Origin of the sequence: Psychrobacter pacificensis, from assembly GCF_018336615.1 — a bacterium.
Classification (GTDB): domain Bacteria; phylum Pseudomonadota; class Gammaproteobacteria; order Pseudomonadales; family Moraxellaceae; genus Psychrobacter; species Psychrobacter pacificensis.
On record NZ_CP048752.1, the window covers coordinates 2,425,202 to 2,440,733 of the forward strand.

The following is a 15,532-nucleotide window of genomic DNA, read 5'->3' on the forward strand; positions in this document are numbered from 1 at the left end:
ATCCTATTTCTTTGGGAAAACCAATGCAATACAAGCACCATTGTAGGTTTTTGGAATATCATAGTCAGAACTATCCAATATTAGTAACTGTCCACCCATTGACTCAAGTACAATATTTGATAGATATAAACCAATTCCCATACTATTATCTTTAGAAGTTATAAATGGCTGTATTACAATGTCACTATCTAAAGTAAAACCTGGACCATTATCAGTTATTATCAAAGCATTACCATTAAAATTATCAACATCAGTTGTAATATGAATTGCTTTTTGAGTATTCTTATCGTTATAACCTAAAAAATAGATAGAATTATCAATAATATTATTTATAGCTGACAATATTAGATTGCTTTTACCCCTAATTTGGAAATCACTCACTTCCTCCGTAAGAATAGGGGATGAGAATAAGACATTGTGTGATCTAAATCGACGTTCATAGATTTGATAAGCTCTTTTGATTGAATCGGAAACCTTGAACTCTTTTTCTTTTGTTGATTTCAAAAGAGGTGTGAAGGTATCAATTACACTTACTAGACTTTTTACCTTTATCCTAACATCGTTAATTTCCGATTTAGAGTCTGTATATTCTAATCTTTTCTCAATATCACGTAACTCTCTGTCTACTTCATGAAATACAATACTTAGATTTAAGCCAGACATTCCCGATTGAACCATAACATCTCTCATAACAATATAGTCTTGCTCGATTCTTCCGACAAGGGGTTCAAACTCTTTTTCTATACCTTTATCCTTTAACTTATCTTTAAGTTCGTCAATAGTTTCTGACAGTCCAGCTTTTTTAACAGGTTTGAATCCATCTACATATTCCTGTATCAGATCTTTATCGCTACTTGCCTCTATTTCAAACTTTCTAAAAACTTCTAATATAGCTATCTTAAGTATGTCGAAGTATTTATTTTCTGTAAAACCTTCTCTATTTGTTTTCTCTATTAAAGTCTCGTTAGTGTCCTCAAGTGGTAAATTTATTGCACCGATAGTAACCTTTCGAGAAAAGTGGTCACCAGCTCTTTGAATCTTTTGATAGTCCAAACCTAGCCAATCGTCACCTACTTCGCCATAGTTAAAAACTCTCACTCCATCTCTATATATTCTTACGCCATAATTGTCCTTAATGAATTGTTTAATAGCTGTTTTTTCATTTTGAAAAAACAAACTGACAATATTTCTATTTAAATTATATACATAGAATTCACCCTGAATTTTACCAATACCATCGAGATCAGCGTTTGTTAGTTTTCTTTTACTATCTTTTTCAGAGTCATCATAGTATTCGTTTAGTAAATCTTTGACATCTAATGTATCTTCATTCTTAAGAACAGTTCTACTACTAAATTTTGAACCAGCAACATCTTGTTCATTAAAAATATATTTCCATGAAAACTTTGCTATATCTATCTCTTTATCGCTGGACTTCTCTAAGACAAAGTTAAACTTATAAACTGCTTTTTTTAGTATTTCTTTAGGTCCATGAATATCTGCTATCCAGTCATTTTTATCACCTAAATCAATTGAAACATTAAACTCATCCTCGTTATTTTCAGTAATTTCAAAAGGGGACTTAATGGAACTAACCTTACGGTAAAAATCACGAATTTTAGTTTTATTCCATTTCTTATCTTTAAAGTCTGTCAGAATTATCTCTGTACCTTGCCCATCTGGAAACTCTTTTTGATTGTATTCATAAGAATTCAGTTCAACTTCAATATTTTGTATGTACTCTTCACTATCTATTAAATTTTGCCAGTTAAAAGAAAGATGATGAACTAGGTTTGAATTTAGTACTTTAGTTTTCAAGTCTATGTTTGAAGCTATTTTATGCACTGCAAGACGTCCAACGCCTTTATTGCCAAGGGATACCCTACCTTTTTTACTTACCTTGCGATTTGACCCTCTTTTGAAGTCAGTCCCTAGCGTCAACCAAACCTTATCAATTACTTCACTGGTCATACCATGACCATTATCTCTTATAGTCAACCTCTGATTATCAGTGCCAATACCTTCAAAAATAATATCAACATTTGTAGCATCAGCATCGTATGAGTTTTTAACCAGTTCAAAAACTGCTAAGGCATCACTACCAATTAACTCATCACCTAATAGTGATAAAATATGGCTTCTAGCTTTTAACTTCGCTTTTGTCATAAACTTCCCTTTATTTCTTCAGCTATTTTTAGAGCCATTAAGGGTGGCACAGCATTGCCGATCTGTTTAAAAGCAGCACTTCTACCACCTTCAAAATAATAATCATCAGGAAAAGACTGAATACGAGCTGCTTCCCTTACTGAGAGTGATCGGACTTGCTCTGTACTAGGATATATATAGTAATGACCATCTTTGGCGATATGCGCAAGTACAGTATGACTATAACTATTTATATCAACTACTTTGAAACGATCGACAAATGAATTTTGGTTTTTGTGTGTTTTTAACCGTTCTGGTAAATCACCATACTTAAGCCTTTCTCTGTTATTTAACCACTTATCAATAGCTATTTTATAAATTTCTAAATCTCTATCATTATGTGTTCTTGCCACATGCTGAGTAACGAAATCCGCACCATTACGAATGGCTGATTTTTCAAGGTATTCGTTAGTATCACTAGCGTAGTTAGTAATATTATTTTGATCGCCCGGCTTGAGATACGCTAAATCTTCTAAGATATCGGCTACAGTATATGGGTTTGATTCTGCTATAAGTTCAGGATAAGAAAAATCACTACCCTTCTTCCAACCAATAATAATTACACGCTTACGGTTCTGAAGTACACCATAGTCAGATGTATTTAATACTCTGGACTCTAGCTCGTAACCTAATGTCCTAAAATATACTTTAATATTATTAAAATACCTACCTTCTTCTGCGCTTAATATTCCTAAAACATTTTCGAAAACAAATACTTTAGGATTGTACTTCTTGAGGAAACGAGCGTACTGTCGATATAGTAAGTTTCTTGGATCGTCTGCTTCTAGCTTATTAATACGATGCCTACCGACTACAGAATAAGCTTGGCAAGGCGGGCCACCAATGATTAAATCGACTTCTCTACCTTTAGTTAATTCATCAATACGATTGAAGATGCTTGTATTGTCGTCACCAATTGAAGCATTAATGACATTATCAAGTCTATTCAATACACTTTCTGATAAATCTTTGTGCGAAATATTGCCTAGTAGATAGTCGTAATATACCTGTAATTTATTAGCTTTTTTCAAGGAGTAATAGTAATTTCTAGTTTCAAGTGTTTTGCAGGCATGAGCATCCATTTCAACATGAGCAATTGGCTCAAACCCTGCTTTTACAAAACCTTCTGACAACCCGCCAGCACCTGCGAATAGGTCAATAAAATTCATTTTTTTCATCAAGCGCTCACTTAAAAACATGTAACCTTAAATGATATCATGTTATCAGAATTAAGCTCATTATGATTCAAGATTATTACTACTTACCCTTCCTCCGCCGACACCGCTCAGAACAATAAATGACTTGCTCCCAGTCTTTCTCCCACTTCTTACGCCACGTAAACGGGCGCTGGCAGACGGGGCAAGTTTTTTGCGGTAGGTTTACTTTTTTATGTGCCATGATGACCCTTACCGATTACTCATAATCGTCAAATATTTTATTTAGGCGATTGAGGCTGTTGACGATCAGCTTACCAGATTGATCGGTGCTGCTGTCAATCGCCAGCTTCTCATCCATACGCATCGTTAGCGGTGCTAGCGCCTGCTTGAGGGCATTGGCCATCAGTGTGGTCTGCTCATGGATATCAGACGCATCGTTCTCTACGGCTTTACTGTCATCATTTTTAATCAGGCTTTCGGCTAAGCTACGAGACAAGTTATCCGCCATATTATGTGCCAATTGCTCCACGGCATCGACCAGCTGCACCATCAGGGCTTTTTGCACGTCTTGGTTTTGCTTGAGGTACTCCCCTTCTGCTTTATGATCATGCTTATATATTTGTAGCAATTGGCTCACGCTTTTCTCAAAGCCATTATCGATGCTATCGCTGACGACTTTAGCGTTATTGATCACACTATCGGCGAGGATTTTTTGTGAGGCGAGCTGCACCTTCATCTGAGTTTCTAACTGAGCCTTACGCTCTGCTTCTCGTAAACGCGCGATGTGCTCTGGACCATTTTTGGTTTTTAATCACTCAGTTACATAGTTTGGTATGACATGAATGACGATTGCTCGACTTGATGCCGTTATATTTCTATTTTTAGAATCGACTTATGTTTCTTTATAGGTGATTATATATACATTTCATTACATAATATATAGCTGTGGCTATTAAGGACCCCATATCGGTGAGCGTACGACGCCACCATTTTGGCTATTAATGGCGTAACTTGTGTGCCCTAAGAGCGAATGAATCACCAAATCGCCACCTTTTTGACGTCCTAAACTTTGACCGCCTACTTGCCCGCTGACTTTTGAAAAACGCGTTGGATAGACTGCATACTTGCCAGAAGGAGATAGACGAGCCGGCTCATCGAGACCAGTCTCTGCCAGATTGAGCACGTGCCCAGTCGTCAGCGTCATGACAGCCGCCTTACGACCATTTAGATAAGCCATGCGCTGACCATCTACACTGAGCTGAGGACTGGCGACATAGCCATTTGTCGGTACAGGTACGGCTTTACCAGTCGCGAAGTGATAGCGATAAATACGGGGACGACCAGCACGGACTTTGTCACTGGTATAAACGAAGCTTTTACCGTCAGCGGCATAGCTAGGCTGCACCTCAGTGCTCGGTAGTGTCGTTAATTGCTCAGTTTTCCCATCACTTAGGCGCATCTTATAAATATCAGCATTGCCGCCGACCGTAGAGCTATAGAGCAGATATTGACCATCAGGTGAAAATGACGCTGACATATTACTGCCTTCAGCATTGACGACCAGATTGCGCGTTTTGCTGCTACGGTCATAAATATATATTTTAGGATGCTCGCGCGGGGCTTGTTTGCTATAAGCAAGCAGTTGACCATCAGCCGACCACGCTGGCGCATAGATATAGCCTGTGATCTGATCGATGAGCTGACGATCACTGCCATCAGGACGGATGCTATAGAGTGTCGATACTTTTGCGCTCCCTGACCCTTGCTCTTCCACATAAGCAATGTGTCCTTGACGATCAATAGCAGGCATAGCAGCGGTCAGTGGATTGCTATTCACTGTGCTGGTCGGCTTTTTCATTTCAGCACTAGGCAGCGTCTGACAGCCAGTGAGAGCCGCCAATATAGCGATTGTCGTCGCCCCTTTTGTCGTGATGTTATTCGTGGTTGGTTTTGACATAATAGTTTTAAACATAAAATAGTATCCAATAAAATCGCTAAGGTGTAACAGCAGCTTTACGCTAGTGTAGCGCAAAATTCGACAAGCTTTGGACGAAAAAAAGCCCCACATATTAGTGAGACCTTATCAAATCTAACCAGAATGTCTATATCGCTTTACTCAATCACCAAGTTATTTAGAGACAGCTTTAAAGTAAGCCACTTGGTTATCATTTTTGATGGTTAAGACAGGGACATTTTTGGCATTTTTACTGAGGCTGTATTTGCCTTGTACGGTTGCTAATGCAGCTTTATCAAAACTGGCTTGCGGCTCAGGACAGGCCATCATTGTGCTGATGCCGTTTTTGATCTGCACATCACCATTGACGACACTGTAGCCCGCGCTCATATTGTTGCACGTGTTCATAAATGCCACGTAGTTTCTACCATTGTCGTTCATGAAGCTTAACGTTAAAGGCTTGGCTGGATCAAAGAACAGCTGAGACACCTGTTCACCGTTGCTACGTTTGGCATCAATCAACTGCCAATTGTGCGCTTGTAATGCCTCTACAGTGACGGGCTGACTGACTGGCGCAGGCAAGGTAGCCGTCGTCTGGCAACCAGCGGCAAGAGCACTAACTGAAAAGGTAGCTACCATCATCACTTTAGTCATATTTTTCATATACATTCCTTTTTTATTGAATCCAAAAACCTTGCCGAGCATAAGGTCACACTTGACACAAGACCCAACAAGCGCATTCAGAATTTTGATTTATTATGGTAATTGTCTTATTCACTGTTTCAGACAGTAGCGATATTTTGTTTGACTCACCAGTGACTGTCATTATCAATTGAGTAAGTATTTAGCGGATATTTTTTGCCTCATACATACTACTGACTACTGACTACTGACTACTGACTACTGACTACTGACTACTGACTACTGACTACTGACTACTGACTACTGACTACTGATATTTACTATTGACGCTATTTACCAGTGATAATGTCACTTTTCTTGATGAGGTTTTATTTAAACCTTCTCTTGGCAGATGACAGCTGATATGAAAACACTCCACTAAATAGTGAAGTGTGTTTATCGTGCGACTATCGCATCTGATGACTGATATCGTTTATCGAAACCTTAAGTAATACATATAGGTCTCAGTACACGTATTAGCAACTGCTTTAGATCACATCTGTACCAGTAATGTTTGGCTCTTCAGTCGCAGGCGCTGTCATACTTGACATCGACTGGCAACCGACGAGTACCGTTACCATGACAATACCAGTCATCAATGCTTTGGTTAAGTTTTTCATATAAGCTCCTAGAATCGTTTTAATAGACTGTTGGTTCAATTGAAAGATTACTGTCATTTTACTAAAGCTATAAATATCAGGCCGTACTTCTCCCAATGATCATAGCTTATTCAAACTTTTAGCATACCCATCTCTTATATTGCTGTAAGTTAATTAATGTTAAGGAAGTATGCTTACTGAATTTTGGTTTCCTGCAACGCTGCATAACCGGATAAACGCTTGCGCTCAGTATCATCAAACAACTGCTGCTCAAGTTGGTCTATCTGAATTTGCGCCTCTGCTGGATTGGCACTTTGATTTAGTAAGCGCTGTTTTTGCGTTTGATACTGAGTGAAGCGCTGATCAAAATTAGCATCTTCTTGATCGACTTGTGCCAGTCTCTCTGCCGCTGGTGCGCCCACTAGCTCTCGACGCATATTGTATAGTGCTTCAGGGCTGGCACCTGCCGCTTTCATCTGTTCAGTACGAGCCATAAGCTCATTAAGATTGGCTTGCTGCATGATATTGGTTTTGATCGCACCATCTGGTAGACGGCTCACATAATCTTGTCTGGCAGCCTGTTTTTGTGCCTCACTCATTTGCTCATTTTGATTGATTCTGACCATCTCCATACTATAGTCATCATAACTATTGCTAGCACCAAAGAAGGCTTCGATGGTGGTTTTGTCAAAATACTGCTGACGTAAACTCGCCACATCCTGCTTTTGCTGAGCAATGGCATTCAAATCTAGCTCACCATTTTTGGTCGCTTGCAGTTGCAGATTGCCATAACGCTTTTCTATCTCAGGAAGCGCTTTGAGATACGCCACATATTTGCCAAAGATAGCGACCGCTTGGCTGGCAGCTGGCTCTGGGGTATGGTGGCGAATATAACTCTCGACACGCGCAAAAATAACGGCTTCGTCCTCCTCTCCTATTGCTGATAAAAAATAATCGAATAAACGCCGCAGACCTTCAGTGACGACTAACTGCTTGTTTTCATCGATGATGATTTCGCCGTCCACTTGCGTGCCCTTTAATGAGGCTGGCAAACGCTCTAACCCAGTGACAAAGAAAGCATCGCTTTGAGCAAATGGTGCCTCAGCTTGAGTATTGCTTTGCGCCGTGGACAGTGTACTCTCAGACCTATCAGTGGGTGAAGCAGATAGCGACTGCTGAGTCGCCATCGGTTTATTATCTGGTTTAAACCACACAATCACCGCCGCCGCGATGACTATGATGACCACAGCGATGATAGCGATTGGTAAATAGGCTGGACGGCGATTATTCGACATAGATACGAGTTCTTTTTACAAGTCAGCTTAAAGGTTGGCGTTTTTTAGGCGATTGACCTGAGTACGATAGATAGATTTTGGCTCAGACTCGCCCCATGCGGTCAAACCTAATACCTGATCGGCTGAATCTAGATGGTTCATGATGTAGTTGTCACGAATCACATACCCAAGTCGGCTTGAGCAGACAGAGACCAGACCATCATTGGCATCAGATAAAAACGGTACGCCTGTTACTGCAAGCAGATAATCACTAGGGTCAAGGACGCTTGTGACTTGCCCAACGCCACTAAATGAATAATATTTGATACCGTTTGCAGAGGTACTGGTTGGCTGACCACAGTAACTTGTTGGCATTGCTGCGGGGAATTTGGCATTGAATTTGGCCGCACCATCGGTTGATAGCGCCATGAGTGCTTGCCAGCCATCTTGCGCTTGTATCTCTTTAAAACTGATGCCTGATCCCACATCTGTAAAGCCGCCAATCAAATTAAACACCCCTGATACCAGCTGTGTCGTAACGTTTGATGGCTCACCTGTGTCATTGTTTGGTTCAAGGACGTTTTTGACAAAATCGGCTGTTTTTGAGCCTTGCTCTGGGCTTGATACGGCGGTGACCGAGGCGACGTATTTTGGCGCAACGCCAGCGACATAGCGGATGTCTATACCGCCTTGACTGTGCCCAAACAAATTGACTTTTGGATCGCCTGAAATGGCAGTGATGGTTTTGACTTGCTGTAATAGCTGCTCGCCGCGGACTTCACTATTATTCACCGCTGATGTTTTGGTGGTGTACACCTCTGATCCACCTTTCATCAGCTCACTAGGAATCCCGTTGAAATAATCAATGACGCCAAATAATTTGGTAAAGCCGAAAAGTCCATGCGCCATGACCACTGGATACTGAGTTTTGGTATAATTAGAGGTAAAGTATTTGCTGTCGACTAGCGTACAGCCATTGGCGTTGGCACAATTATAGTATTGGCCTGCCGCTTGCGCTGAGGTGGTTTGCATTGTCATTAACAGTACACCAGTACTGATAGAACCCAGTATTGGTAAAAATGCTCTTGGCGTGAGCGCGGCGCGAATAGATGAGGAAAGCGTCATAACAACATCCTTGTTATCATTAATTGTGATTATCTTTACCTCATAGTATCGGCAAAGATGGCAGCTAATCCCTTTAGCATGCAAAATTACATTACTTATATATTCTGCAAGATTCAACTAAATTTTCAAAATATGAATATATTATCGTGACTGGAGGGTCATAATGGCTTAAATGCGGCTGTAAAGCAACTATTGTCAATAATAATGATAGATTTAATATCACTTATCATAAAACTGCCATTCATCCATTTATGGTATAATCTATCCACATTAAACTCATAATTATAAGACAGATGATGATGACTAAAAAATCTCTTATCCAGTCCCCAGAGGCCATAGAAAAAATGCGTGTGGCCGGCAAACTTGCCAGCGACGTCCTTGTCATGCTCGACGAACATGTCAAAGTTGGCGTCAGTACCGAAGCCCTCAACCAAATCGCTCATGACTATATCGTCAACGTGCAAAAAGCCATCCCTGCTCCGCTGAACTACAATGGCTTTCCTAAATCTATTTGTACCTCAGTCAACCACGTGGTCTGTCACGGCATCCCAACCGAAAGCAAGCTACTCAAAGATGGTGATATCATCAATATTGATGTGACCGTGATCAAAGACGGCTACTACGGCGACACCTCAAAAATGTGGATCGTCGGTAACGGCTCTATCATGGCGCAGCGTATCTGCAAAGTCGCACAAGACGCGCTATATGCTGGCATGAGTGTGGTAAAAAACGGCGCGCGTCTTGGTGATATTGGTGCAGCGATTCAAGCAGTGGTCGAGCCTGAGCGCTTTAGTATCGTCCGTGAGTTTTGTGGTCATGGCATCAGTGATGAATTCCACCATGAGCCACAAGTCATGCACTACGGCAAAAAAGGCACAGGCTTTGAGCTAAAAACGGGCATGACCTTTACCATTGAGCCGATGATTAACCAAGGCACGTGGCAGACTAAGATTTTGCCAGATGAGTGGACAGCGATTACCAAAGACCGCAAACTGTCCGCTCAGTGGGAGCATACGATGGTCGTAACCGACAATGGCTGTGAAGTGTTTACCACGCGCCCTGAAGAAGATTTGAGCTTTTTGACACAGTAAGACCATAAAAGATCGCCTAGGCGGTCTTTTTTTTGGCCGATGGTTAGCGTGTATCGAGTTAGGACAGATTGAGTATTGTGCTTACTGGCTTTTTGTCTTTATACTCTGATGAGTTAACAATTTATATTGATACATTTATTATAGTGAATTCAGTATAAAAACGATACAGTGGGACTGGGATAAATTTTTCGCAGCATCGAGCAGCGTAGGCACAGCACGCAAGGAAAATTTAGACCAGTTCCACCTTGATATATAATGTATTTGTTTTATTTAGGATTGACTATAGTACATTCTATTGGTGACTTTTATCAGCTATCAGCAGCTCAAACGCTCTATTTTCAAACTCTTAATTGGATAACACTCATGTTTACTTGTGATGTCGCTTCTATTGATCTAACGCCCCTACCGCTACTATCAAATGATACGGCGACAGATAACTCGCTGTTGTCAGAGCAAAATACAACTGATAAAGCGCTACTTGGCATTCCTGAATGGTTGGCACAAATCAATGAGGATATCAGCCGTGCCCTTGAGCGTGGTACCAATATTCGTCAATTGGTCGAAGCACGTGCCTGCGCGATTGATAGCTTACTCATTGCGCTATTCAAATGGTTTGAGCTAGATAAGACGGATTTGGCATTGTTTGCAACAGGTGGTTATGGACGCGGTGAGCTGTCGCTTTATTCAGATATTGATATCCTGCTGTTATCTCCTGACGAAATCGGCGCTGATGCCAGTGGTAAGATTGATAAATTGGTCGCATTGCTGTGGGATATCGGGCTGGAGCCTGCGCTATCTGTGCGGAGCGTCAACGATGCGTTAGAAGCTGCACTTGACCATACGATAGCCAGTGCCCAGCTCGAAGCTCGATTGTTAATCGGCAACGAAGCACTGCGAGATATGCCCATCCAAATCGTTAACAAGCAGTGGTCTCCTCGTGCCTTTTTTGATGTAAAAATGGAAGAGTCCAAGGCCCGTTATCTACAACATAATGCCACCGAGTATAATCTTGAACCCAATATCAAAACGGCCCCAGGTGGTTTGCGTGACATTCATATCATCGGCTGGGTGACCAAACGCTATTTTCGCGTGGGCAAGCTCTATGACTTGGTACAACAAAACTTTTTGACCGAAAAAGAGTTTGATGAGTTAAGCTTTGCAGAAGGCTATCTATGGCAGATACGGCATTATCTGCATGTGCTGACCGGACGTAACGAAAACAAGCTGTTGTTTGATTATCAGCGTGAGATTGCTCAATTAATGGGTTACGAGACCCAGCCAGATGACCAGCCCAATGCGGCCGTTGAACGCTTTATGCGTGATTACTATCGCTGTGCCATGCAAATATCAACGCTGTCTGAGATGCTGACCAACCACTATTATGAGACCATCATAGAGCCCAGCCTGCCTGATGATGAGCGCCCCAAAAAGCAGCCGATCAATGCAAGATTCAACCGTGTCGGCGATCATATTGCTATAGCGCACCATCGGGTTTTTGCTCAGCATCCTGAGTCTATTTTAGAGATGTTTTTATTGATGGGTCAGCATGGTATCGACAAAGTTCGCACCCATACCTTGCGTGCACTCAAAATTGCGGCGCGCGGCATTGACCAGACCTATAGAGACAACCCTGTTCACAAAGCGTTATTTTTATCTAATCTAAAAGAGCAAAACTATCTGTTCCATCGTCTGCGCACTATGAATCGCTATGGGGTATTGGGCAACTATATTCCTGCTTTTGCGCAAGTCACGGGTCTGATGCAATATGATTTGTTCCATCGCTATACGGTGGACGCGCATACTTTATTTTTGATTCGAATTTTGCACCGCTTTACCGATCCTATGTTTTCTGAAGAGTTTCCACTGGTCAGCACTATTTTTCAGCGCATCGAGCGCAAAGAGATTTTGGTACTGGCCGCGATGTTCCATGATATCGCCAAAGGTCGTGGCGGCGACCATAGTGAGCTTGGTCAGACAGAGTCCATTGAGTTTTGTCTGTCACATGGCATGAGCTTAGCCGACGCCAATTTGGTTGGCTGGCTGACTCGCTACCATCTATTAATGTCGATTACCGCACAGAAAAAAGACATCTCAGACCCTGAGGTGGTGACTGTCTTTGCAGACCTTATCGGTAATGTGACGCATTTGAATCACTTGTACGTACTCACCGTTGCTGATATGAATGCAACCAACCCGCAGCTTTGGAACAGCTGGCGGGCAACGCTGATGAAACAACTCTACTCGCAGACACGGCGCATTTTGCGCGCCGATATTGATGCGCCGACCAATCGCCAAGATATGATCAGTGCCACACGTGCGCAGGCGCTCGCGATGCTAGACAATGTCAATAATCAGCACATGAATCGCGATGAAGTATTGCGACTATGGGACGATTTGGGCGATGAGTACTTTTTGCGAGAGATTGCAGAAGACATCTTGTGGCACACCGAAGCCATCTTAAACCATCCACCGATTGGGCTTGCTTCTAATGCGGATAGTCCGCCACTGGTGGTTTTGCGTGAGCATCGCGAGCTGGCACTGGATGCCGTACAGGTTTTTGTCTATACCCAAGATCAGATGAATCTGTTTGCCGTTACGATGGCGGTGTTCGATCAAATGAATCTTGATGTATTAGATGCGCGTATTATTACGGCTACCCGCGACTTTGCCTTGGATTCTTATGTGCTGCTAGATCCTAGTGGTACGCTGTTGGTCGATGAAGACAGTCAGCAAGAGCTTAAACAGCGCCTGATTAATGCCTTTAAAGATCCAACAGTACTAAAGCTCACCAACAAACGTATGCCACGTCAGCTCAGGCATTTTGAAGTGGCTACGGTGATTAACTTTGAGTTTAATGAGGCATCTGACCAGCATATCATGAGCTTAGAGACACTGGATCAGCCAGGACTCTTGGCTCGGGTTGGACAGATATTTTTGCAGGAGCAAATTGAGGTTCATGCGGCTCGTATTACGACCTTAGGTGAGCGCGCAGAAGATATGTTTTATATCAGTGACCAAAATGATAAGCCCTTATCTGCTGAACGACTTGATGCGTTAAAATCAGCACTGCTCGCCAGCCTAGCGACCAAAAGAGAAAACAACGTGGTTTATAGCTATTAATTGAATGACAACATCTTTGGTGACAAGGGCGCGCTTTACAGCGTGCTCTTGTATATTATATTGTCAGCATGTTCTATCAGCTCTACATCAGCAAGCTCTGGTGGCAAAACACCTACTTCAAGTAGCTGCTGCTCCATGATTAATCGTCCAGCCTTGATTTCTTTTTGTAATAAGCAATGCAAGCTTGATAAATGAAACTCGCCATTAAGATAGTCACCCAGCTGCCTCAAAGAAATAGGCGACTTGGCATGCACGTCAGGATACAGACTATCCTCTGCCAAAATAATCATTTCATTGAACGTCTCTTCACGCATCAGTTCATCATTGTCTATCTCATCCTGCAACTTATTCGCCAGACGGCCTTTCGCTGCAAGAATACCAACAAAAAATATAGTCTGTAAGATAAATAAAGCAATGTATTGCCACAAAGATAACGATAGATTCAACATATTATTTAGCAGCATCAGCGCCATGGCGACAACCACGTAACCAACCAACTGCCATAATAACCACATGATTAAACTATTTTCGCCATACCAAAAGATTTTCTTCTCTTGATGCTCAATCAATTGCCGCCTCGCCTGCCACCAGCACGCTTCACGTTCTTTTAGCAGCGCATATACGTTAATAGGGTGCACACCTGCATCAGGAATGTCATTATTGATATTTTTAGCGATGAAGTTATTATGATTTAGTGCACTAGGCATATCAAACTGTCCTTAAAATGATCTGTCTCTGGCACTGACAGTCATCTTTTATATTGTTATAAGTTATCAGACGCGGAGCGTTCAATGCGCTTTGTAAGTACGACTGAATGGGCTATGATAAGGTCAGCCGTTCAAGCACAATAAATTCGCATTCACGTTATGAGAAGAAAAAGGCAAAAGAGGTATTACACTGCTCTAATGTAAATTTTCTTTATAACTTTATTATTAATTGTCTATTATAGTTATCACACTTATGAATCACAACTTAAAGCATCTACATCCTTATCCCTTTGCCAAGATGGCAACCTTACTCGCTGACAGCATACCTGCCGACGGTTACAGCGAAATCAAACTGGGTATTGGTGAGCCAAAACATGAGCCACCAGCATTTGTACTGGACGTACTACGCGAAAACTTGGACAAAATAAGTCGTTATCCGACCACCAATGGTATGTTTGAGTTACGTCAGACGATTGCGCACTGGTTAGAGAAGCGTTTTTTTCTTAGCCATGTCGATGCCAACACCCAAGTTTTGCCAGTGATGGGTACTCGCGAGGCCATTTTTAGCTTTGTACAAGCCGTCATAAATCATGATACCGCTGATAACGAAAGCACGTCCTCTTCAGCCTCTAATGCCTCGCCTTTGGTTGTTATGCCCAATCCGTTCTATCAAATATATGAAGGTGCAGCAATATTGGCACAAGCGACGCCCCATTTTGTTCCCTGTACGTTAGACAATGACTTTAAGGGGGATTATCGCGCGGTGCCAAAAGACGTTTGGGCACAGACGCAGCTTGTATTTGTCTGTAGTCCGAATAACCCAACGGGTTCGGTTATGACTATGGAGGATTGGGAATATCTCATTCGTTTATCAGACCAATACGGTTTTGTCATTGCCAGCGACGAGTGCTATAGCGAGCTGTACTTTGATACGGCCCCTATCGGCTTACTGCAAGCTTGCGCGAATCTGGGTCGCCGTAATTTCAAAAACTGTATCGTATTCCATTCGTTATCCAAACGCTCGAACCTACCTGGTTTACGCTCTGGGTTTGTGGCGGGCGATGCCAAGATTTTGCAGTCTTATTTGCAATATCGTACTTACCAAGGCTGTGCGATGCCGATACCGCATCAGCTTGCCTCTATCGCTGCGTGGCAAGATGAAAAGCATGTCGCACACAATCGCGCCCTTTATCAAAAAAAGTTCGCGCTATGGATGTCAGAGCTTGGCGAGTTGCTAGATTTGCGCATGCCAGAAGCTGGATTTTATTTTTGGATAAAAGTACCTGAACCGTTCGATGGCGATGATGAAGTATTTGTCAAAGCATTATACGAGCAGGCCAATATCCATGCATTGGCAGGACGCTACTTGTCACGCGAGGTTAATGAGAATAATCCTGGAAAAGGCTATGTCCGTGTTGCTTTGGTCGCGAGTGTCGAGGAGAGCCGCGAAGCAATCAGTCGTATTCGAAAGTTGCTGGCGGCATAAACAGCCACTCAAAAAGCTTTTATCTTAAGCTAATAAAGCAGCCTCTAATAACCACAATATAAATAGGGTTATTAGAGGCTTTTTGCATGAATAGTGCTATAGTAAAGTCTCTACTGCAAAATATACCATCAAG

13 protein-coding genes are annotated in these 15,532 nt (G+C 42.1%); 3 read left to right on the forward strand and 10 right to left on the reverse strand.

What is annotated here, in order from left to right; genetic code table 11:
• Positions 1-3: 3 nt before the first annotated feature.
• The 9 genes from GYK50_RS10290 to GYK50_RS10325 all read right to left on the reverse strand — a co-directional run bounded on the left by GYK50_RS10290 (position 4) and on the right by GYK50_RS10325 (position 8,995).
• Positions 4-2,166: an ATP-binding protein gene (locus GYK50_RS10290; protein WP_212563854.1), complete on the reverse strand. Its 2,163-nt coding sequence runs from the start codon at positions 2,164-2,166 to the stop codon at positions 4-6.
• Complete coding sequence (locus tag GYK50_RS10295) at positions 2,163-3,383, reverse strand: DNA cytosine methyltransferase (protein ID WP_340050148.1); 1,221 nt, start codon at positions 3,381-3,383, stop codon at positions 2,163-2,165. The genes GYK50_RS10290 and GYK50_RS10295 overlap by 4 nt, the downstream gene beginning before the upstream one ends.
• A gap of 79 nt (positions 3,384-3,462) precedes the next feature.
• The gene (locus GYK50_RS10300; protein ID WP_212563855.1) at positions 3,463-3,603 is read right to left on the reverse strand and encodes a DUF2256 domain-containing protein; all 141 of its coding nucleotides are present in this window, start codon (positions 3,601-3,603) and stop codon (positions 3,463-3,465) included.
• Between the two features lie 15 nt (positions 3,604-3,618).
• Positions 3,619-4,098, reverse strand: a complete 480-nt coding sequence (locus GYK50_RS10305; RefSeq protein ID WP_212563856.1) for a hypothetical protein — start codon at positions 4,096-4,098, stop codon at positions 3,619-3,621.
• Positions 4,099-4,314: 216 nt separating this feature from the next.
• Positions 4,315-5,334: a PD40 domain-containing protein gene (locus GYK50_RS10310; RefSeq protein ID WP_212563857.1), complete on the reverse strand. Its 1,020-nt coding sequence runs from the start codon at positions 5,332-5,334 to the stop codon at positions 4,315-4,317.
• Positions 5,335-5,490: 156 nt separating this feature from the next.
• A complete protein-coding gene (locus GYK50_RS10315; RefSeq protein WP_212563858.1) occupies positions 5,491-5,979 on the reverse strand; it encodes an META domain-containing protein in 489 nt (162 codons plus the stop codon).
• Between the two features lie 506 nt (positions 5,980-6,485).
• Positions 6,486-6,617, reverse strand: a complete 132-nt coding sequence (locus GYK50_RS12915; protein WP_257785223.1) for a hypothetical protein — start codon at positions 6,615-6,617, stop codon at positions 6,486-6,488.
• A 173-nt stretch (positions 6,618-6,790) separates the two neighbouring features.
• Complete coding sequence (locus tag GYK50_RS10320; protein ID WP_212563859.1) at positions 6,791-7,891, reverse strand: lipase secretion chaperone; 1,101 nt, start codon at positions 7,889-7,891, stop codon at positions 6,791-6,793.
• Between the two features lie 27 nt (positions 7,892-7,918).
• On the reverse strand, positions 7,919-8,995 hold the full coding sequence (locus tag GYK50_RS10325; protein WP_071002245.1) for an esterase/lipase family protein: 1,077 nt from the start codon (positions 8,993-8,995) through the stop codon (positions 7,919-7,921).
• Between the two features lie 299 nt (positions 8,996-9,294).
• Here GYK50_RS10325 and map point away from each other — a divergent pair, with 299 nt between their 5' ends.
• The gene (gene map / locus GYK50_RS10330; protein ID WP_379542917.1) at positions 9,295-10,086 is read left to right on the forward strand and encodes a type I methionyl aminopeptidase; all 792 of its coding nucleotides are present in this window, start codon (positions 9,295-9,297) and stop codon (positions 10,084-10,086) included.
• Between the two features lie 363 nt (positions 10,087-10,449).
• Entirely contained in the window at positions 10,450-13,206 is a 2,757-nt protein-coding gene (gene glnD, locus GYK50_RS10335; RefSeq protein ID WP_212563860.1) for a [protein-PII] uridylyltransferase, read from the forward strand.
• A gap of 35 nt (positions 13,207-13,241) precedes the next feature.
• On the opposite strand, the gene GYK50_RS10340 is transcribed toward glnD, so the two are convergent.
• Entirely contained in the window at positions 13,242-13,913 is a 672-nt protein-coding gene (locus GYK50_RS10340; protein ID WP_212563861.1) for a hypothetical protein, read from the reverse strand.
• A 253-nt stretch (positions 13,914-14,166) separates the two neighbouring features.
• Here GYK50_RS10340 and dapC point away from each other — a divergent pair, with 253 nt between their 5' ends.
• Positions 14,167-15,399 (forward strand): succinyldiaminopimelate transaminase, encoded by a 1,233-nt coding sequence (gene dapC, locus GYK50_RS10345; protein ID WP_212563862.1) that lies wholly within the window; start codon positions 14,167-14,169, stop codon positions 15,397-15,399.
• Positions 15,400-15,532: the final 133 nt, after the last annotated feature.

What these genes read in the sequence shown, in the direction of transcription:
- GYK50_RS10290 (WP_212563854.1), bottom strand. Translation starts at nt 2,166, where the DNA reads ATGACAAAAGCGAAGTTAAAAGCTAGAAGCCATATTTTATCACTATTA.
- GYK50_RS10295 (WP_340050148.1), bottom strand. Translation starts at nt 3,383, where the DNA reads ATGAAAAAAATGAATTTTATTGACCTATTCGCAGGTGCTGGCGGGTTG.
- GYK50_RS10300 (WP_212563855.1), bottom strand. Translation starts at nt 3,603, where the DNA reads ATGGCACATAAAAAAGTAAACCTACCGCAAAAAACTTGCCCCGTCTGC.
- GYK50_RS10305 (WP_212563856.1), bottom strand. Translation starts at nt 4,098, where the DNA reads ATGAAGGTGCAGCTCGCCTCACAAAAAATCCTCGCCGATAGTGTGATC.
- GYK50_RS10310 (WP_212563857.1), bottom strand. Translation starts at nt 5,334, where the DNA reads ATGTTTAAAACTATTATGTCAAAACCAACCACGAATAACATCACGACA.
- GYK50_RS10315 (WP_212563858.1), bottom strand. Translation starts at nt 5,979, where the DNA reads ATGAAAAATATGACTAAAGTGATGATGGTAGCTACCTTTTCAGTTAGT.
- GYK50_RS12915 (WP_257785223.1), bottom strand. Translation starts at nt 6,617, where the DNA reads ATGAAAAACTTAACCAAAGCATTGATGACTGGTATTGTCATGGTAACG.
- GYK50_RS10320 (WP_212563859.1), bottom strand. Translation starts at nt 7,891, where the DNA reads ATGTCGAATAATCGCCGTCCAGCCTATTTACCAATCGCTATCATCGCT.
- GYK50_RS10325 (WP_071002245.1), bottom strand. Translation starts at nt 8,995, where the DNA reads ATGACGCTTTCCTCATCTATTCGCGCCGCGCTCACGCCAAGAGCATTT.
- map (WP_379542917.1), top strand. Translation starts at nt 9,295, where the DNA reads ATGACTAAAAAATCTCTTATCCAGTCCCCAGAGGCCATAGAAAAAATG.
- glnD (WP_212563860.1), top strand. Translation starts at nt 10,450, where the DNA reads ATGTTTACTTGTGATGTCGCTTCTATTGATCTAACGCCCCTACCGCTA.
- GYK50_RS10340 (WP_212563861.1), bottom strand. Translation starts at nt 13,913, where the DNA reads ATGCCTAGTGCACTAAATCATAATAACTTCATCGCTAAAAATATCAAT.
- dapC (WP_212563862.1), top strand. Translation starts at nt 14,167, where the DNA reads ATGAATCACAACTTAAAGCATCTACATCCTTATCCCTTTGCCAAGATG.